Origin of the sequence: Streptomyces antioxidans (assembly GCF_000968685.2) — a bacterium.
In the GTDB taxonomy this organism is placed as follows: Bacteria; Actinomycetota; Actinomycetes; order Streptomycetales; family Streptomycetaceae; genus Streptomyces; species Streptomyces antioxidans.
The window spans coordinates 63,918-83,574 of sequence record NZ_LAKD02000049.1; the positions used below are offsets into that span (position 1 = coordinate 63,918).

The following is a 19,657-nucleotide window of genomic DNA, read 5'->3' on the forward strand; positions in this document are numbered from 1 at the left end:
CCGTCGCCCGCCACCACCCTCAACGGAGGCGCTGCGCGTCATGAGTAACATCCCTGAGACCGGAAGGACCTCCCGGGTCACCATCCGGCTCGTCGGCCTCCAGATCCTGGTCTTCTCACTGCTGCTGACCCTCGGCGGACGCCTGTGGTACCTCCAGATCCGCAACGGCGACGAGTACACCGCCGAAGCCGCCAACAACCACGTCCAGCAGGTCGTCCACCCCGCCGTGCGCGGTTCCATACTGGACGCCCGCGGGGTGCCGCTGGCCGACAACGAGACCCGTCTGGTGGTCTCCGCCAGCCGCACCGAGCTGATGAAGATGCCGGACCAGGGCAAGGCCGCCCTCACCCGCCTCGCCGACGTCCTGGGGATGAAGCCCAAGGACGTCATGGACAAGGTCCGGCTGTGCGACGCCAAGACCCCCCAGCCCTGCTGGAACGGCTCCCCGTACCAGCCCATCCCGATCACCGACGAGGCCAGCGCCAAGCAGGCGCTCCAGATCCGCGAGCGCGAAGAGGACTTCCCCGGCATCAGCGCCGAGCCCACCGCCGTGCGCCGCTATGCCGCGCCCGCCGGTTCCAACGCCGCCCAGGTGCTCGGCTATCTCTCCCCGGTCACCGATGAGCAGGTGAAGGAGGCCGAGGACTCCAAGTCGCCGCTGCTCCGCTCCGACCAGGTCGGCAGCAACGGCCTCGAGCGCCAGTACGACAGCGAGCTGCGCGGCAAGGCGGGCGTGACCCGCTATGAGGTCGACAACCTCGGCCGGGTCATCGGCCAGCGGGAGAGTCAGCGGGCCCTTCCCGGCGCCAACGTGGTCACCAGCATCGACTCACGGGTCCAGTCGGTCGCGGAGAAGGAGCTGGAGCAGGCGATGCGGGACGCCCGCAAGCAGCACGACCGGAACACCGGCACCAACTACAAGGCGGACTCCGGCGCGGTCGTGGTCATGGAGGCCAAGACCGGCCGGGTGGTGGCCATGGCGTCCAACCCGACGTACGACCCCAACGCCTGGGTCGGCGGCATCTCCGGCAAGGACTACAAGCAGCTCACCGGTAAGAAGTCCAACTACCCGCTGCTCAACCGGGCGATCCAGGGCCAGGCGGCCCCCGGCTCGATCTTCAAGGTCATCCCGACGACCGCCGCGGTCAACGCCGGCTACGACTTCAACGGCCCCTACGCCTGCACCAGCTCGTTCAACATCGGCAGCCAGGTCTTCAAGAACTTCGAGTCCGAGAACTACGGCGGGATCAGCCTCGGCCGCGCGCTCGAGGTCTCCTGCGACACCGTCTTCTACCGGATCGCCTACGACGAGTGGAAGAAGGACGGCGGCAACAAGCCCAAGAAGAAGCCGGGGGACTGGTTCTACCGGACCGCCCACAAGTTCGGCCTCGGCAAGGAGACCGGGATCGACCTGCCCAACGAGGTCACCGGCCGGGTCCCGGACCGCCAGTGGAAGAAGGACTACTGGAAGGCCAACAAGGACGCCTGGTGCAAGTCCGGCAAGAAGGGTGGGTCCTACGGCGAGCGGATCGCCTACGAGAACTGCCTCGAGGGCATGAAGATGCGTGCCGGTGACTCCGTGAACTACTCCATCGGCCAGGGTGACACCCTCGTCACCCCGATCCAGATGGCCACCATCTACGCGGCCATCAGCAACGGCGGAACGCTCCACGACCCGACCGTCGGCAAGGCGATCGTCAGCCCCGACGGCAAGGACATCCAGGAGATCAAGCCGAAGGCGCACGGCAAGCTGCCGATCAGCGCGAGTCTGCACAAGAAGATCGACAACGCGCTCGCGGGCGTGGCCACCCGGGGCACCGCCGCCTGGCGGTTCCAGGGCTGGCCGCAGGACAAGATCCCGATGCACGCCAAGACCGGTACCGCGGAGGTCTACGGCAAGCAGACCACCTCGTGGTTCGCCACGTACACCAAGGACTACACGGTCGTCATGACGATCTCCCAGGGTGGTACCGGCTCCGGTGCCTCAGGACCCGCCGTGCGCAAGATCTACGACGCGCTGTACGGGGTCGGCGCCAAGGGCGGCATCGACAAGAAGAAGGCCCTGCTGCCCCAGCCGCAGGCCAAACTGCCGAAGATCTCGTCCGACGGTTCCATCGAGCCCCAGCCGCTGGGCAAGCAGTTCGAGGCGGCGTCGCGGGAGCGGCGGCGGGGCGGTGATTCATGAGCACGTCCACGCACGGGTACTCCGTCCGCCGCTTCACCCCGGAGCGCGGCGCCTGGGGCAAGCTCATGGCGCGGGACTCGGTCGTCCGCCGCCTGGACTGGGTGCTGCTGCTCACCGCGCTGGCCCTGTCCGCGATCGGCGGGGCGCTCGTCTACTCCGCCACCCGCAACCGCACCGAGCTCAACCAGGGCGACCCGTACTACTTCCTGGTCCGGCACGCCCTCAACACCGGCATCGGGCTGCTGCTCGCCATCGGCACCGTCTGGCTGGGCCACCGCACCCTGCGCGGCGCGGTCCCGGTCCTCTACGGGCTGTCCGTGATCCTCGTCCTCGCCGTGCTCACCCCGCTGGGCTCCACGATCAACGGCGCACACGCGTGGATCGTGGTCGGCGGCGGATTCTCCATTCAGCCGGGTGAGTTCGCCAAGATCACGATCATTCTGGGGATGGCGATGCTGCTGGCCGCGCGGGTGGACGCGGGCGACCGGCTCAACCCCGACCACCGCACCGTCGTCCAGGCGCTCGGCCTGGCCGCGCTGCCCATCGTGATCGTGCTGCTGATGCCGGACCTCGGCTCGGTGATGGTCATGGCGATGATCGTGCTCGCCGTGCTGCTCTCCTCCGGAGCCTCCAACCGGTGGATCGCGGGGCTCATCCTCACGGCCGTGGCGGGCGCGCTGCTCGTCTGGCAGCTGCACATCCTGGACCAGTACCAGATCGACCGCTTCGCGGCCTTCGCCAACCCCGCGCTCGACCCGGCCGGGGTCGGCTACAACACCAACCAGGCGCGGATCGCGATCGGCTCGGGCGGGCTCACCGGTAAGGGGCTCTTCCACGGCACCCAGACCACCGGTCAGTTCGTCCCCGAGCAGCAGACCGACTTCGTCTTCACGGTCGCGGGCGAGGAGCTGGGCTTCCTCGGCGCGGGCCTGATCATCGTGCTGCTGGGGGTCGTGCTGTGGCGCGCCTGCCGGATCGCGCGCGACACCACGGAGCTGTACGGGACGGTCGTCGCGGCCGGGATCATCGCCTGGTTCGCCTTCCAGTCCTTCGAGAACATCGGGATGACGCTGGGCATCATGCCGGTGGCCGGTCTGCCGCTGCCGTTCGTCTCCTACGGCGGGTCCTCGATGTTCGCCGTATGGATCGCGGTCGGGTTGCTGCAGTCCATCCGGGTGCAGAGGCCCGTCTCCGCGTAGGGCCCGCACAGGGCCCGGCTGGCATCACGTTCCGCTTGAGGCTGATAAGCCCGAGTTCGGGTACGTGACTCCTATGGTGGACACGAAGCAGGAGATAGAACGCAAGTACGAGGCCACCGCCGAGGAAGCCGGTCCGTCCGGGCGGCCCGACCTGCCGGGCCTGCCCGAACTGACCGGAGCGGGCCCGGTCGCGACCGTGGTGAGCCGGGGAGTCGCCACCCTGGAGGCCACCTACTACGACACCCCCGGGCGGCGGCTGCTGGCCGACGGCATCACCTTGCGCCACCGCACCGGCGGCCGTGACGAGGGCTGGCATCTGAAGCTGCCCGTCGGCCCGGACACCCGGGAGGAGCTGTGGGCACCGCTCGGCGACGAGGTCCCCGCCGAGCTGGCCGCGCTGCTGCGCTCGCGGGTCCGCCACGATCCGCTGCGTCCGCTCGCTCATCTGCACACCGAACGGGACCGCAAGGACCTGGTGGACGCCGACGGCACGGTGCTCGCCGAGGTGTCCGTCGACCGGGTGACGGCCCGGCGGCTGGCGCCCGAGGAGGGCGAACCGGCCCGGTGGACCGAGGTCGAGGTCGAGCTCGCCGAGGGCCGGGGCCAGGACCAGCGGTTGCTCGACACGGTCGAGGCGCGGCTGCGCGACGGCGGTCTGCACCGCGCCGACAGCCCCTCCAAGCTCGCCAAGGCCCTGACCGAGACGGAGAGGGCCGCGGTCGCGGCCGAGAGCGGCGGAGCCGGGCCCGGCAGGCCCGCCAAGCCCGGCAGGCCCGCGAAGACCGCCCGTCAGGTCGAGCGTGCCGCGTCGGCGCCCCGCCGGCCGCTCGGCGCCGACGATGTCGTCCTGGACTACGTACGCCGTCAGTTCGACGCCCTGGTGCGACTCGACCCGGCCGTGCGCGGGGACGTGCCGGACGCGGTGCACCGGATGCGGGTGGCCACCCGCAGGCTGCGCAGCGCGTTCCGCTCCTACCGCGAGGTCCTGGACCGTACGGTGACCGATCCGCTCGGCGACGAGCTGAAGTGGCTGGCCGGTGAGCTCGGTGTGGAACGCGACCGCGAGGTGCTCACCGATCGGCTCCAGGGCCACCTCGCCGAACTGCCGGCGGAGCTCCGGCGCGGCCCGGTGCGCGAACGGCTGCACCACTGGTCCCACGGGCGGCGCGACGGCGCCCGCGCCACCGTCCTGGGCGCACTGGACAGCGACCGCTACCTCACCCTCCTGGACGCCCTCGACGCCCTGGTGGCCGATCCGCCGCTGCGCCGCGGTGCCGCGAAGCCCGCCGCGCCGGTGGCCGCCAAGGCGGTGCTGCGCGACTACGAGCGGCTGGCGGGCCGTATGGCCACCGCGCTGGAGACGCCCCCGGGGCCGGACCGGGACATCGCCATCCACCAGGCCCGCAAGGCCGCCAAGCGGGTGCGCTACGCGGCCGAGACGGCCCGGCCCGCGCTCGGCAAGTCCGCCAAGCGGTTCGCCCGCCGCATGCGGGCCGTGCAGGACGTGCTCGGCGACCACCAGGACAGCGTCGTGGCCCGCGAGGCGCTGCGGCAGCTGGCCACCCAGGCCCATGGGGCGGGGGAGAGTGACTTCACCTTCGGGCTGCTGTACGGCAGGGAGGAGGAGCGGGCCGCGGCCCGCGAGCGCGAGCTGCCGGAGCTGTGGGCCGAGGTCTCGCGCACGAAGCACCGGGCGGACCTGGAGGTGTGACGGGGCGGACCCGGGGCCCGATCCGAGGCGAGGGCGCCCGGCGGGGCAGGTACGCTTGAGGGTCACCCCTGTCGGCGCACGAAGGTTACTGATGTCTGTCGAGTCGGTCTTCCCACAGCTCGAGGCCCTGCTCCCCCATGTGCAGAAGCCGATCCAGTACGTCGGCGGTGAGCTGAACTCCACCGTCAAGCCGTGGGAGGCGTGCGACGTCCGCTGGTCGCTCATGTACCCGGACGCCTACGAGGTCGGGCTCCCCAACCAGGGCGTCATGATCCTTTACGAGGTCCTCAACGAGCGCGAGGGCGTGCTCGCCGAGCGCACCTACAGCGTGTGGCCGGACCTCGAGGAGCTGATGCGCGAGCACAAGGTGCCGCAGTTCACCGTGGATTCGCACCGCCCGGTGTCCGCGTTCGACTTCCTCGGCGTCTCGTTCTCCACCGAGCTGGGATACACCAACCTGCTCACCGCGCTGGACCTCGCGGGCGTCCCCCTGGACGCCGTGGACCGCACCGAGGACCACCCCGTCGTGGTCGCGGGCGGCCACGCCGCGTTCAACCCCGAGCCGATCGCCGACTTCATCGACTGCGCGGTGATCGGCGACGGTGAGCAGGCCGTGCTCGACATGACCGGGATCCTCCGTGCTTGGAAGGCCGAGGGCCGCCCGGGCGGCCGGGACGAACTGCTCTTCCGCCTCGCCCGCACCGGCAGCGTCTACGTCCCGAAGTTCTACGACGTGGAGTACCTGGCCGACGGGCGGATCTCGCGCGTGGTGCCGAACCGCTCGGGCGTGCCGTGGCGGGTGTCCAAGCACACCGTCATGGACCTCGACGAATGGCCCTACCCCAAGCAGCCGCTGGTTCCGCTGGCCGAGACCGTCCACGAGCGGATGTCGGTGGAGATCTTCCGCGGCTGCACCCGGGGCTGCCGCTTCTGCCAGGCGGGCATGATCACCCGGCCGGTGCGCGAGCGGTCGATCACCGGGATCGGCGAGATGGTCGACAAGGGGCTGAAGGCCACCGGTTTCGAGGAGGTCGGCCTGCTGTCGCTGTCCTCCGCCGACCACACCGAGATCGGCGACGTCGCCAAGGGCCTCGCCGACCGGTACGAGGAGGACAAGATCGGCCTGTCCCTCCCGTCGACCCGGGTGGACGCCTTCAACATCGACCTCGCCAACGAGCTGACCCGCAACGGGCGTCGCTCGGGCCTCACCTTCGCCCCCGAGGGCGGCAGTGAGCGCATCCGTAAGGTCATCAACAAGATGGTCTCGGAAGAAGACCTCATCCGTACGGTGGCCACCGCGTACGGGAACGGCTGGCGGCAGGTGAAGCTGTACTTCATGTGCGGGCTGCCCACCGAGACCGACGACGACGTGCTCCAGATCGCCGACATGGCCACCAAGGTCATCGCCAAGGGCCGTGAGGTGTCCGGCAAGAACGACATCCGCTGCACGGTCTCCATCGGCGGCTTCGTCCCCAAGCCGCACACCCCCTTCCAGTGGGCCCCGCAGCTGAGCGCCGAGGAGACCGACGCCCGGCTGGAGAAGCTGCGCGAGAAGATCCGCGGCGACAAGAAGTACGGCCGCTCGATCGGCTTCCGCTACCACGACGGCAAGCCCGGCATCGTCGAGGGCCTGCTCTCGCGCGGCGACCGCCGGGTGGGTGCGGTCATCCGCGCCGTCTACGAGGACGGCGGCCGCTTCGACGGCTGGCGCGAGCACTTCAGCTACGACCGCTGGATGGAGTGCGCCGAGCGGACCCTGCCCGGCTTCGGCGTCGACATCGACTGGTACACCACGCGCGAGCGCACCTACGAGGAGGTCCTGCCCTGGGACCACCTGGACTCGGGCCTCGACAAGGACTGGCTGTGGGAGGACTGGCAGGACTCCCTGGACGAGACCGAGGTCGACGACTGCCGCTGGACCCCCTGCTTCGACTGCGGCGTCTGCCCGCAGATGCAGACCGAGATCCAGATCGGCCCCACCGGACGGAAGCTGCTGCCGCTGTCGGTGAAGTAGCCGTACGGCGGCGACGCGGCTGGTCGGGCGGTGGCATAGCGCTCCGGTGGCCGCATAGCCGTACGGCCGTGACGTAGCCGTACGGCGGCCCTGCGTGACCGGGCCGCCCGCAGCGCCCACAAAGTAGGCTGGAAGACACCGGGGCCCTACATGGCCTTGGTGTTCGACCGCGAGGAAGTACAAGGAGACAGTCCCCTGGGCAAGCGACAGCCCGAAGGCCCGCCGCCCGCACCCGCGGTGCAGCGCATCCGTTTGCGTTACACCAAGCGCGGCCGCCTCCGGTTCACCAGCCACCGCGACTTCCAGCGCGCCTTCGAGCGGGCCCTGCGCCGCGCCGAGGTACCGATGGCGTACTCGGCGGGCTTCACCCCGCATCCGAAGGTGTCCTACGCCAATGCCGCACCCACCGGCACCGGCAGCGAGGCGGAGTACCTGGAGATCCAGCTGACCGAGGCGCGCGACCCCGAGAAGCTGCGGGCGGTCCTCGACGAGTCGCTGCCCGCGGGCCTCGATGTGATCGAGTCCGTGGAGGCCCACACCCCGGGACTCGCCGACCGGCTGCAGGCGTCCGTATGGGAGATCCGGCTCGACCAGGTCGGCCTGGCGGACGCCGAGCGGGCCGTCGCGGCCTTCCTGGAGGCCGACACGGTCGAGGTGGAACGCCGGACGAAAAACGGGTTGCGAACCTTCGACACCCGTGCCGCCGTGGCCCGGCTGGAGACGCTTCCGGCCCGGGCCGATAGGCCCGGCGACGGTGGCTGTGCGATACTGCGGCTGGTGGTACGGCATCTGACACCTGCCGTACGACCCGACGACGTCCTGTCCGGTCTCCGCGCTACGGCCGACCTGGCGCCGCCGGTCCCCGCAGCGGTGACCAGGCTGGCGCAGGGGCTGCTCGATGAGGAGTCCGGCACGGTGACCGACCCGCTCGCGCCCGATCGCGAGGCAGCTCAGGCCGCTCCAACCACGGCCGCCCAGCTGACCGCCGCGATGGCGCCGGAAGATTCCGCGTAGGGCCGCCGTCGACGCGCCGCCGATGCACTTGGGAGCCACCCGGGTCCGGCTGGCGCACTGACCAGAAGACTTTCGCCGGTCCCGGCAGAACCGGTCCCGGCGAGCGAGACAACAGCTCCCGTGCGGCGACCGCGCCCCGGACGGCGGCACCCGCGCACCGTGCGCGGGTGACCCGGCCGGAAGCAGGCGCGGCGCCCGGGAGCGTGACGGGAGAAACGCCCGCATGCTCGAACCTATTGAGCCGACCCAACCTGTCCAGTCCCTGGGGTCGTCCGCGCCACGTGCCGCGGTGCCCGGGGAATCCATCGAGAACACGCCCAGCGACACCCTGCCGCCGCGCCGCCGCCGCGCGGCCTCCCGCCCGGCCGGTCCGCCGCCCGGCGCGGTGAGCGAGGCCGAGGTCACCGCGCCCTCGGTACCGGCCATAGCCGCTGAGCGGACCGGTGCCGTCGTCGCCGCCGAGGCCGCTGCGGAGCCCATCGCCGCCGGTGCCGCCATGGCCACCGAGAGCGGATCCGTGTCCGTATCCGGGTCCGAGACCGCGTCTGGATCCGGGTCCGACACCGAATCCGCCGCTCCGCCCGCCCGTACGCGGCGCCGGGTCGCCCGTAAGGCGACCGCCCCGGCGGGTTCGCCGGAGGCCGCGGAGACCGTCGTCCCGGCCGACGCCGGACGTGACGGCGAGGAGACCGAGGCCGCCGCGGAGCAGCCTGTCACGGAGCCCGTGGCGGAGACCGCGGCCGAGGCCGCGCCGCCCGCGCGGTCGCGCCGCCGTGCCACCCGTAAGGCGACCGCCCCGGCCGGTGCCCCCGCGGAGTCGGAGGCCGTGCCGCCGAGCGAGGTGAACGAGCCGGAGGCGGCGGAGGAAGCCGAAGAGACCAAGGAGGCCGCGGTGGCTGCCGAGGCCGAGGCCGTGCCTCCGGCCCCCGCCCGTACGCGCCGCCGTGCGAGCCGTAAGGTCACCGCCCCCGAGGGCGCGCCGCAGGCGGAGGCCGCCGACGCGGACGCGTCGTCTGCGGCGGCAGCTGGTGGCAGTGGTGACGAGGCCACGGCCCCAGCCGCAGTCGCAGCCGATGCCCCGGCCGACGAGGCCCCGCGCACCCGTACGCGCCGCCGTGCGGCCCGTAAGGCGACCGCTCCGGCTGTGGCCCCCGCGGAGGCGGAGGCAGTGGAGCAGGAGGAGACCGAGGAGGCCGCGGTGGCTGCCGAGGCTGACGCCGAGGCCGTGCCTTCGACCCCCGCCCGTACCCGTCGCCGTGCGAGCCGTAAGGCCACTGCCCCCGAGGGCGCGCCGCAGGCGGAGGCCACCGAGGAGCCCGCCGCCGAGCAGCGGACCGGGAGCGCCGAGGAGACCGGCGGTGCGCGGGCCGAGGACGACGCGCCCCGCACCCGCGCCCGCCGTCGTGCCGCCCGGGGCACCGCGCCCGCCGCCGAGGAGCCGGCAGGCGCTCAGGAGCCGCGGACGGCCGGGGCCGAGGCGCCCGCCGACGAGGCAGCCGCGTCCGAGCCGGAGCCCGGGCCCCGCTCGCGGCGCCGGGCGGTCCGCCCGCCGACGGCCGTGTTCCAGGCGCCCGTCTTCACCGAGCCGGTCTTCCAGACGCCGGAGAGCGCCGCCGCAGAGGCCGCCGCCGCGCTGGAGGAGCCCGAGGAGGAGGACGAGGAGCAGCCGACGGCCGAGGCCGTCGAGCCCGAGGCGCCCGCGGGCCGCCGCAGGCGCCGCCGCCGTGGCGCCGCGCCCGCCGAGGAGCAGCCGGAGGCCGTCGAGCCCGAGGCCGCCGAGGAGAGCGAGCCGGAGACGGAGGCCGGTCAGCCCGAGGGCGAGTCCGGCGAGGAGGAGTCGGGCGACCGTCCGGCCCGTCGCCGCCGCCGTGGCGGACGGCGTCGCCGCCGGGGCGAGACCGCGGAGGGCGAGGGCGCCGACGGGCGTTCCGAGTCCGGTGAGCGGGACGAGGACGAGACGGCCGCGGAGGGCGAGGGCGCCGAGGAGCAGGGCGAGGGCCGGGACGAGCCGGGCGCCGAGCCCGGTGAGCACGGCGGCTCAAGCAGCAGCCGTCGTCGCCGTCGCCGCCGCCGTCGCAGCGGCGACGGCGCCGAGTCCGAGGCGACCGGTGACGACCCGGAGCGCACGGTCGTCAAGGTCCGCGAGCCCCGGGAGCGCCGCGGCAAGGAAACCGAGTCCGGTGCCGACGAGGTGCAGTCGATCAAGGGGTCGACGCGCCTGGAGGCCAAGAAGCAGCGCCGCCGCGAGGGCCGTGAGCAGGGCCGCCGCCGGGTGCCGATCATCACCGAGGCCGAGTTCCTGGCCCGCCGCGAGGCGGTCGAGCGGGTCATGGTGGTCCGGCAGAACGGCGACCGCACCCAGATCGGGGTGCTGGAGGACAACGTCCTCGTCGAGCACTTCGTCAACAAGGAGCAGGCGACCAGCTACGTCGGCAACGTCTACCTGGGCAAGGTCCAGAACGTGCTGCCGTCCATGGAGGCCGCCTTCGTCGACATCGGCAAGGGCCGCAACGCCGTGCTGTACGCGGGCGAGGTGAACTTCGAGGCGCTGGGGCTCTCAGGCGGGCCGCGCCGCATCGAGACCGCCCTGAAGTCCGGCCAGTCGGTGCTTGTGCAGGTCACCAAGGACCCGATCGGCCACAAGGGCGCCCGGCTGACCAGCCAGGTCTCCCTGCCCGGCCGCTATCTGGTGTACGTGCCCGAGGGCTCGATGACCGGCATCAGCCGCAAGCTGCCCGACACCGAGCGGGCCCGGCTGAAGCAGATCCTCAAGAAGATCGTTCCCGAGGACGCGGGCGTGATCGTCCGCACCGCCGCCGAGGGCGCGAGCGAGGACGAGCTGGCCCGCGATGTCGCCCGACTGCAGGCGCAGTGGGAGGAGATCAAGAAGAAGGCGAAGAGCGGCAGCGCCCCGTCGCTGCTCTACGGCGAGCCCGATATGACCGTCCGGGTCGTACGGGACATCTTCAACGAGGACTTCTCCAAGGTCATCGTCAGCGGTGACGAGGCCTGGGAGACCATCCACGGCTATGTCGCCCACGTGGCGCCCGACCTCGCGGACCGGCTCCAGAAGTGGACCTCGGACGTCGACGTCTTCGCCACCTACCGGATCGACGAGCAGCTGATGAAGGCGCTGGACCGCAAGGTCTGGCTGCCCAGCGGCGGCTCGCTGGTGATCGACCGGACCGAGGCGATGGTCGTCATCGACGTCAACACCGGCAAGTTCACCGGCCAGGGCGGTAACCTCGAGGAGACGGTCACCAGGAACAACCTGGAGGCGGCCGAGGAGATCGTGCGCCAGCTGCGGCTGCGCGACCTCGGCGGCATCATCGTGATCGACTTCATCGACATGGTGCTGGAGTCCAACCGCGATCTGGTGCTGCGGCGGCTGCTGGAGTGCCTGGGCAGGGACCGTACGAAGCACCAGGTGGCGGAGGTCACCTCGCTCGGCCTGGTCCAGATGACCCGTAAGCGGGTCGGCCAGGGGCTGCTGGAGTCCTTCTCCGAGTCCTGTGTGCACTGCAACGGCCGTGGCGTGATCGTCCACATGGAGCAGGCGTCGTCCGCCGGGGGCGGTGGCGGCAAGCGCAAGAAGAAGAAGTCCGCGACCGGCGCCGCCCAGCAGCAGGAGCGGGCCGCCGCGGCCGAGGTGGAGGCCGAAGCCGAGGCGGAGTCCGAGGACGTCACCGAGGCGGCGGCCGAGATCGCCGCGGAGGCCACCCAGCCCAAGCCGCTGCCCGAGCCGGTCTTCGCGGCCGACGAGGAGCTGTACAGCAGCGCCGCGGAGGCCGAGGCCGCCGCGACCCGTGGGCGTACGCGCCGCCGTGCCACCCGTAAGGTGTCCGCCCCGGCGGGCGCCCCGAAGGCCGCCAAGGAGCCGGAGGGCGTGGTGGTCGTCGTGACCGAGGAGCACGGGGAGGCGGCCCAGGCGGACGCCGAGGCCCCCGCCGCCGCTCCCGCCGAGGAGCCGGCGCCGCTCGAGGGCGTTCCCGCGCCGCGTACGCGCCGCCGTGCGACCCGTAAGGTGAGCGCCCCCGCGGGCTCGCCGACGGGCTCCGAGGAGGCTGCCGTGGTGGTCGTGAGCGGGTCGTCCGCCGAGCCGGAGCCGGAGCCGACGTCCGAGTCGACCTCCGAGCCGAAGCCCGAGCCGGAGTCCGCGCCCGAAGGCGCGTCCGCCGGGGACGAGGGCGACGCCGCGGTACCGGCGAAGAAGACCGCCCGTAAGGCCGCCAAGAAGGCTCCCGCCAAGAAGGCGACGGCCAAGAAGACCGCCGAGAAGACCGCCGAGAAGACCGCCGAGAAGAAGACGGCGGCGAAGAAGACGGCCGCCAAGAAGACCACGGCCAAGAAGACGACCGCCAAGAAGACGGCGGCGAAGAAGACCGCGGCGGCGGAGCAGCAGTCTCCGCGGTCGGTCTCGGCCGCCGCCGACGACTGACCGGCCGCCCGGCCGTCCTGGAGGGCACAGTCGCACGTGCAACTGTGCCCTCCGGGCTCTGCTAACCTTGACCCTCGGCGTCTGTACGCCAAACCCCTGAGCACATCCCTTCCGCTTCGCCGGAAGAGGCCGTTCGGCCGATGCTGAATCGCATGATCACTCGGTTGTCACGACCCTCGTGGGCCGTGTTGGGCGGCTGGCATCAGAGGTCCCGATTTCTAGCGAGAGAGTGAGAACCGCGTGTACGCAATCGTGCGCACCGGCGGCCGCCAGCAGAAGGTGGCCGTGGGCGATGTCATCGAGGTCGACCGTCTGGCCAGCAACAAGGTCGGCGACACCGTCGAGCTTTCCACTCTGCTCGTTGTCGACGGCGATGCCGTCACCAGCGACCCGTGGGTCCTGGCCGGTGTGAAGGTTCACGCCGAGGTCGTCGACCACCACAAGGGTGGCAAGATCGACATTCTGAAGTACAAGAACAAGACCGGTTACCGGAAGCGGATCGGCCACCGCCAGCTGCACACCGCGCTGAAGATCACCGGCATCGACTCGGCTGCGAAGTAAGGGACTGAGAAGAGATGGCACACAAGAAGGGCGCATCGTCCACTCGGAACGGTCGCGACTCCAACGCCCAGCGGCTCGGCGTCAAGCGCTTCGGCGGCCAGGTCGTCAACGCGGGTGAGATCCTGGTCCGCCAGCGCGGCACGCACTTCCACCCGGGCGCGGGTGTCGGCCGCGGCGGCGATGACACGCTGTTCGCGCTGGCCGCCGGTGCGGTGCAGTTCGGCACCAGCCGGGGCCGCAAGGTCGTGAACATCGTTCCGGTCGCTGAGTAATCAGCCCGGGCGACATCGCGTCGCACAGCCTTTTCCGAGGGCGGACCGCTCTTCCCGTGACGGGAAGCGGGTCCGCCCTCGGCGCGTTACGAGCGTGAGGCACGAGTGTGAGGCACGAGCCTGAGGCACATCAGAACACCCCGAATCCGTATGTAACTGGAGGCACCCGTCATGACCACCTTCGTGGACCGCGTCGAACTGCATGTCGCCGCGGGTAACGGAGGCCACGGCTGCGCCTCCGTGCACCGCGAGAAGTTCAAGCCGCTCGGGGGACCGGACGGCGGCAACGGCGGCCGCGGCGGCGATGTGATCCTGGTCGTGGACCAGTCCGTCACCACCCTGCTCGACTACCACCACAGCCCCCACCGCAAGGCCACCAACGGCAAGCCCGGCGAGGGCGGCAACCGCTCCGGCAAGGACGGCACCGATCTGGTCCTGCCGGTCCCGGACGGCACCGTCGTCCTCGACAAGCGGGGCAACGTCCTGGCCGATCTGATCGGGGAGGGCACCACCTACATCGCCGCCCAGGGCGGCCGCGGCGGCCTCGGCAACGCCGCGCTCGCCTCGGCCCGCCGCAAGGCCCCCGGCTTCGCGCTGCTGGGCGAGCCGGGGCACTCCGGGGACGTCATCCTGGAGCTGAAGACCGTCGCGGACGTGGCCCTCGTCGGCTATCCGAGCGCCGGCAAGTCCTCGCTGATCTCGGTGCTTTCTGCGGCCAAGCCGAAGATCGCCGACTATCCGTTCACCACGCTGGTGCCCAACCTCGGTGTGGTCACGGCCGGTTCGACCGTCTACACCATCGCGGACGTGCCCGGTCTGATCCCCGGCGCCAGCCAGGGCAAGGGCCTCGGCCTGGAGTTCCTGCGCCACGTCGAGCGCTGCTCGGTGCTGGTGCACGTACTGGACACCGCGGCGCTGGAGTCCGAGCGCGATCCGCTGACCGACCTCGATGTGATCGAGGCGGAGCTGGCCCAGTACGGCGGTCTGGACGACCGGCCGCGGGTCGTCGTGCTCAACAAGGTCGACGTCCCCGACGGCAAGGACCTCGCCGACATCATCCGGCCCGACCTGGAGGCCCGTGGCTACCAGGTCTTCGAGGCCTCGGCGGTCGCCCATCTCGGCCTCAAGGAGGTGTCGTTCGCCCTGGCGAAGATCGTCGCGGAGGCGCGGGCGGCCAAGCCGAAGGACGAGTCGACCCGGGTCGTCATCCGGCCGAAGGCGGTGGACGACGCGGGCTTCAGGGTCGTCGCCGAGGACGGCTTCTACCGCGTGCTGGGCGAGAAGCCCGAACGCTGGGTCCGCCAGACCGACTTCGCCAACGACGAGGCCGTGGGCTATCTCGCCGACCGTCTGGCCCGTCTCGGCGTCGAGGAGGAGCTGATGAAGGCGGGCGCCCACTCGGGCGACGAGGTCGTCATCGGCCCCGAGGACGACGCGGTCGTCTTCGACTGGGAGCCGAGCCTCGCGACCGGTGCGGAGATGCTGGGCCGCCGTGGCGAGGACCACCGTTTCGACGCTCCGCGCCCGGCCGCGCAGCGGCGGCGGGACCGGGATGCCGAGCGGGACGAGGCGGACCAGGAGTTCGACGCGTTCAAGCCGTTCTGAGGGCCGCGCGGCCGTAGTGGGCGCCCCCTCGGTGTCCCGGTCCGCTCTCAAGGGCCCAGCACGGGCTCTGAGCGGGCTTCTCGGGGCCGGGTAGCAGGTGGCATGACGAAGGGCCCGGGAGGGATCTCCCGGGCCCTTCGTCATGCCGTCACGCCGTCACGGTCTCATCAGACCGTCGCGGTCTCCTCCGGCTCCGGCGAGCCGGACTCCAGCTCCATCTCCTCCGCCGCGTCCCGGGCCTCGCGCTGCGAGGGGATCTCGTCGGTGAGCCGGGTGGCCATCCGCGCCCGGCGCTCGTCGGCCTTGCGGCACAGGTCCTGCGTGGCCCGGTCGAAGCGCACCAGCGACGGCGGGTCGGACGGGCCGAGCAGATGCACCTTCAGCTCGGCGCGGGCGCCCGCGAGGGTGTCCTTCTCGGGGTCGCGGACCGCTTCCAGCAGTTCGGCCACGCCCTTGGCCTTCGGCGTGAGGATCGTGGCGGCGCGCACGGTCGGGAAGCCCGCCCGGAACTCCTCCTCCGTCATCCCGCTGGTGTTCGCCACCGCGTACGGCTTCTCGCTCGTCAGGTAGTCCGAGACCACGCTGGAGACATCGCTGATCAGCACGTCGGCCTGGTTGAAGCAGGTGAAGATCGCCGGACGCGGGCCGGTGATGATCTGGTGCTCCCAGACCGGCAGCGAGGCCCAGTAGGCGCTCTCCCAGGCGGCCGTGGCCGCGGCGACGGCCGCCGCGCGGTCGCCTTCCGGGGCCCCCTGGAGCTTCATGCGCTCGACCTCGTCCGCGCTGGCGCGGAAGGAGGCGCTGGTGAGCCGGTTGAGCTCATCGGTGCACCGGGCCAGCTCGGCGGCGGCCTCGGGGCCGGGGCGGTCGCCGTCGCGCTTGGCGTTCGCCTCGGTGATCATGGCCCTGATGCGGTCGTTGGCGCGGCCCGCGCGCGGGTCCACGGAGCCGGTCATCGGGTGCGGCTTGTACAGCAGTCGCACCTTGGGGTCGGCCAGCAGCTCGCGGACGATGTTCTCACCGGCCAGGATCACCGAGGTGTTGCCGGGGTTCCCGTCCCAGCCCTCCCAGGTGGGCGCGTACAGCACCGACGTCAACTCACCGGTGGGCACGCCCGCGTAGGGGCGGATGGGGGTCAGCTGGGGGCGGCCGACCTCTACGACGTCCTTGTCCTCGACGCCGATGTCGGCGAGCTGGTAGCGCTCGCGCGCCGCCGGGCCCGCGACCCACACCTCGTCGTACGCCTTGGCGTACGGGTTGCAGCTGGAGAGCTTGTCGCTCTCGCCGTGGTTGATGAACGCGTGCTTGATCGAGGGGATCCGCAGCACCTGCGAGGTCTTGCCGGAGTTCGCCGGGTGCAGCAGCACCTTGAGCGTGGAGTGCTCAAGCCGCATCAGATGCGCGACCTTGGGGATGCAGACGATCGGTACGTCCGTCGCCTCCACCTTCTGCACCATGAACCGCTCACGGAGCACGATGATCGGCTTGCCGTCGAGCGCGGCGAGCGTGGAGAGCCACATGTTCGCCTGGTACGCCGAGGAGTTGCCGCCCGAGAAGTACATGCCCACGGTCGGCTGGTAGTCGGCCAGCCACTGGTCCAGCCAGCGCAGGGCCGTGGCCTCGTTCGCCACGCGCTTGCGCGGCAGCAGCCAGCTGGCCAGGTGGGCCGTGCCGCCGACGCCGATCACCAGCGCGATCGTCAGGCCGATGCCGCCCCAGACGGCGTCCTTGGTGGCGGCGGTGGCCAGCAGACCGGCGGTGGCCGGTGCGGCCAACCGCAGCAGACGGCGCCCGTGCTGACGGGCGAACAGCCGCGGCGGGGCCCCGTTCAGACGCAGCGCGGAGGCGTCGACGTTGCGCGTGACGAACGGCAGCTGACGGCTCCTGCGGACCAGGACGGCCGCCGCCTGGCAGGCGAAGTGCACCAGGTAGAAGAGCAGCAGCCCCACGGTCAGGGGTGCCTGTTCATGCAGGGGATTGATGCCCTCGATGCGCAGCAGCCCGACCATGATGAGCATGTCGCGGAACAGCTGGCGCACCGTGACGTCGAGGCGGATCTTCCCCAGCAGCGACAGCAGACCGGGCTGCTTGTGCTGCAGGAGGAGATCGAGCGCGAGACCGCACGCCGAGGAGGCGATGAAAAGCGGTACGTTCGGAAGCACGGCGCCGACGAGCTGTGTGGCGAAGAACACGAGCATCGCGAGCAGCGCCGTCAGCTGTACGACCCGGCGTGGGGCGATTCCGGCAGAGGGCACGGGGTGGGCTCCTGGCAGGAGAGCAACGGACTGATGGAACGGACTGACGGGGGGACCCCTGACCGTATGCCGCCGCCCCACCCGGTGACAATCCGCGCCGGTGCCAACCGGTCGCAATCGGTGTCAAAAGGGCCCCGGACGGTGGCCACAAGCGTGCCCGGAGGCGCCCGCAAGTCTGTCCGAAGGCGCCCGCGCGGCGTTCATGGCGGTGGGTGAGGCGGTGTGCGCGGGCGGTGTCCGGAGGCTGAAATGCCGAGGCGGGCGCGGCTCGTCTGCCGTAGATTGCGCCCTTGTCATGATGAGTGTGTAGGGCATGCGTTTCTTCGGGGCGTGCGGTGCGCGGGGACGAGCAAGGGAGCGGCGTGGCGGAGCAGGACGGCTCGGCGGTACGGGACGAGGTGGCCGCCGCCCGCAGGATCGTGGTCAAGGTCGGCTCGTCCTCCCTCACCACCGCGGCGGGGGGCCTGGACGCGGACCGCGTGGACGCGCTGGTCGACGTGCTCGCCAAGGTGCTCGACGGCGACGGTAAGGGCGACGGCGCCAGGGACGGCGACGGTAAGGGCGGCACCAAGGGGAGGGACGGCGACGGTAAGGGCGTCGCGAACGGCAGGGAGATAGTCCTGGTCTCCTCCGGCGCCATCGCCGCCGGACTGGCGCCGCTCGGCCTGGACCGGCGCCCCCGCGACCTCGCCCGCCAGCAGGCGGCCGCGAGCGTCGGGCAGGGGCTCCTGGTGGCCCGCTACACGGCCTCCTTCGCGCGCTACGGGCGGCGGGTCGGCCAGGTGCTGCTCACCACGGACGACACCAGCCGCCGCGCCCACTACCGCAACGCCACCCGCACCCTGGACCAGCTGCTGGCCATGGGCGCGCTGCCGATCGTCAACGAGAACGACACGGTGGCCACGGACGAGATCCGGTTCGGCGACAACGACCGGCTCGCGGCCCTGGTCGCCCATCTCGTCCGGGCGGATCTGCTGGTGCTGCTCTCCGATGTGGACGGCCTGTACGACGGGGACCCCAGGACCCCCGGCACCTCCCGGATCGACGAGATCCGGGGCCCCCAGGACCTGGACGGCGTCTCCATCGGCAGCGCGGGCCGCTCCGGGGTGGGCACCGGTGGCATGGTCACCAAGGTCGAGGCGGCCAGGATCGCCACCGCGGCCGGGGTCCCGGTGGTGCTCACCTCCGCCAGCCGGGCCGGGGACGCCCTGCTCGGCCGCCGTACGGGCACGTTCTTCCACCGCACCGGCCGCCGCTCGGCGAACCGGCTGCTCTGGCTCGCCCACGCCTCCGCGCCACGTGGCGCCCTGACCCTGGACGACGGCGCGGTACGGGCCGTCGTGGAGCGCCGCACCTCGCTGCTGCCCGCAGGGATCGCGGCAGTGGAGGGCGAATTCACCGCCGGGGACCCGGTCGACCTGAGGGACACCGGGGGCCGCCCCGTGGCCCGTGGCCTGGTCAACTTTGACGCCAAGGAGATCCCGCAGCTGATCGGCCGCTCGACCAGGGACCTGGCCCGCGAGCTCGGCCCGGCCTATGAACGCGAGGTGGTCCACCGCGACGACCTCGTCGTCCTGGACTGAGCCGCCGTTCCGGAGGCGGGACCGCTCCGGCGGCACGGGCACCCTCGGGGCGGCTCAAGGCGACTCGCGGCGAACCGGGCCGCGGGAAAATAACCCCCCTCCGAAAAACTTCAAAAGCGCCCCGCGGGCGGGCGTGGGCTGGTCAACTTTGTTCAACGGGGTCGCGCGGGGCAGCGCGCCGGCTGTGGGAGACGCGGCGGAGTCCGAGCGGAAGGCCGCGGCCATGGCACCGTTACGAGATGCTCCGCCCGCGCGTGAGCGGAGCAGCGAGTTACAGGAGGCCGCCGGTGAGACGAGGGCGCCCGGGGGCGTCGCCCAGAGGGGCGGCGGAGCGCACCCTGACCAGTGTCGGAGCGGGCGACGCCGGGTCCGGCGACGCGGTGGCGCACGACGCCGGGCGGGGCGAGGCGTCCCGGCTGTGGCACATCACCCTCAGCGTCTCGGGGAGCGAGGCGCCGCTGCCGGAGGTCCGCAGGGCGCTCGAGCAGCTGGCCCATGACCATCCGTTCCTGCTGACCAGCCGCTATGCCAACGATCACGCCGAGATCCGCTACTGGGAGGAGGCCCGTGATCTGCACGACGCCGCGGCGGTCGCGCTGCGGCTCTGGGGCGAGCACCGGGCCTCGGCCAAGCTGCCGCCCTGGGAGATCGTGGGGCTCGAGGTCATCGACCGTGATACGTACCACCAGCGGGTCGCGGAGGGGTACGGGCCGCCACCGGCCTCCCCGGTGGGCGTCCACCCGTTCTGAGGATAAATGTGCGACACCGAGATGTGAGAACTCCATCTCGAACTGCGGAATAGGGCGTGGATCTCCGCTCC

12 protein-coding genes are annotated in these 19,657 nt (G+C 71.8%); 11 read left to right on the top strand and 1 reads right to left on the bottom strand.

The features are described from left to right. The first annotated feature begins 40 nt into the window (after positions 1-40). From mrdA to obgE, 9 genes are all read left to right on the top strand, one after another. Positions 41-2,185: a penicillin-binding protein 2 gene (gene mrdA, locus VT50_RS19695; protein ID WP_046090453.1), complete on the top strand. Its 2,145-nt coding sequence runs from the start codon at positions 41-43 to the stop codon at positions 2,183-2,185. Further along, positions 2,182-3,384 (top strand): rod shape-determining protein RodA, encoded by a 1,203-nt coding sequence (rodA, locus tag VT50_RS19700; protein ID WP_046090454.1) that lies wholly within the window; start codon positions 2,182-2,184, stop codon positions 3,382-3,384. Before mrdA ends, rodA begins: the two co-directional genes overlap by 4 nt. Before the next feature lie 73 nt (positions 3,385-3,457). Continuing rightward, entirely contained in the window at positions 3,458-5,095 is a 1,638-nt protein-coding gene (locus VT50_RS19705; protein WP_046090455.1) for a CYTH and CHAD domain-containing protein, read from the top strand. Positions 5,096-5,186: 91 nt separating this feature from the next. Next, positions 5,187-7,109 (top strand): TIGR03960 family B12-binding radical SAM protein, encoded by a 1,923-nt coding sequence (locus VT50_RS19710; RefSeq protein WP_206269438.1) that lies wholly within the window; start codon positions 5,187-5,189, stop codon positions 7,107-7,109. A gap of 237 nt (positions 7,110-7,346) precedes the next feature. After that, positions 7,347-8,123, top strand: coding sequence for a TIGR03936 family radical SAM-associated protein (locus tag VT50_RS19715; RefSeq protein ID WP_046090456.1), 777 nt, complete (start codon positions 7,347-7,349; stop codon positions 8,121-8,123). A gap of 223 nt (positions 8,124-8,346) precedes the next feature. Then, complete coding sequence (locus tag VT50_RS19720; RefSeq protein WP_078841011.1) at positions 8,347-12,561, top strand: Rne/Rng family ribonuclease; 4,215 nt, start codon at positions 8,347-8,349, stop codon at positions 12,559-12,561. Positions 12,562-12,801: 240 nt separating this feature from the next. Continuing rightward, positions 12,802-13,122 (top strand): 50S ribosomal protein L21, encoded by a 321-nt coding sequence (gene rplU / locus VT50_RS19725; protein ID WP_037945965.1) that lies wholly within the window; start codon positions 12,802-12,804, stop codon positions 13,120-13,122. 14 nt (positions 13,123-13,136) lie between these two features. After that, positions 13,137-13,394, top strand: coding sequence for a 50S ribosomal protein L27 (gene rpmA / locus VT50_RS19730; RefSeq protein ID WP_046090457.1), 258 nt, complete (start codon positions 13,137-13,139; stop codon positions 13,392-13,394). 171 nt (positions 13,395-13,565) lie between these two features. Next, a complete protein-coding gene (obgE, locus tag VT50_RS19735) occupies positions 13,566-14,999 on the top strand; it encodes a GTPase ObgE (protein WP_046090458.1) in 1,434 nt (477 codons plus the stop codon). Positions 15,000-15,166: 167 nt separating this feature from the next. Here the strand turns inward: obgE and VT50_RS19740 are convergent, their stop codons facing one another. Next, positions 15,167-17,254, bottom strand: a complete 2,088-nt coding sequence (locus tag VT50_RS19740) for a hypothetical protein (protein WP_046086610.1) — start codon at positions 17,252-17,254, stop codon at positions 15,167-15,169. A 362-nt stretch (positions 17,255-17,616) separates the two neighbouring features. On the opposite strand from VT50_RS19740, the gene proB reads away from it, so the two are divergent. Beyond that, the gene (proB, locus tag VT50_RS19745) at positions 17,617-18,837 is read left to right on the top strand and encodes a glutamate 5-kinase (RefSeq protein WP_053048587.1); all 1,221 of its coding nucleotides are present in this window, start codon (positions 17,617-17,619) and stop codon (positions 18,835-18,837) included. A 287-nt stretch (positions 18,838-19,124) separates the two neighbouring features. Continuing rightward, positions 19,125-19,586, top strand: a complete 462-nt coding sequence (locus VT50_RS19750) for a hypothetical protein (protein WP_063893219.1) — start codon at positions 19,125-19,127, stop codon at positions 19,584-19,586. The last annotated feature ends 71 nt before the right edge of the window (positions 19,587-19,657 follow it).

Coding starts and splice junctions, on each gene's coding strand:
- VT50_RS19705 (WP_046090455.1), top strand. CDS start 3,458: ATGGTGGACACGAAGCAGGAGATAGAACGCAAGTACGAGGCCACCGCC.
- rodA (WP_046090454.1), top strand. CDS start 2,182: ATGAGCACGTCCACGCACGGGTACTCCGTCCGCCGCTTCACCCCGGAG.
- obgE (WP_046090458.1), top strand. CDS start 13,566: ATGACCACCTTCGTGGACCGCGTCGAACTGCATGTCGCCGCGGGTAAC.
- VT50_RS19720 (WP_078841011.1), top strand. CDS start 8,347: ATGCTCGAACCTATTGAGCCGACCCAACCTGTCCAGTCCCTGGGGTCG.
- mrdA (WP_046090453.1), top strand. CDS start 41: ATGAGTAACATCCCTGAGACCGGAAGGACCTCCCGGGTCACCATCCGG.
- VT50_RS19710 (WP_206269438.1), top strand. CDS start 5,187: ATGTCTGTCGAGTCGGTCTTCCCACAGCTCGAGGCCCTGCTCCCCCAT.
- rpmA (WP_046090457.1), top strand. CDS start 13,137: ATGGCACACAAGAAGGGCGCATCGTCCACTCGGAACGGTCGCGACTCC.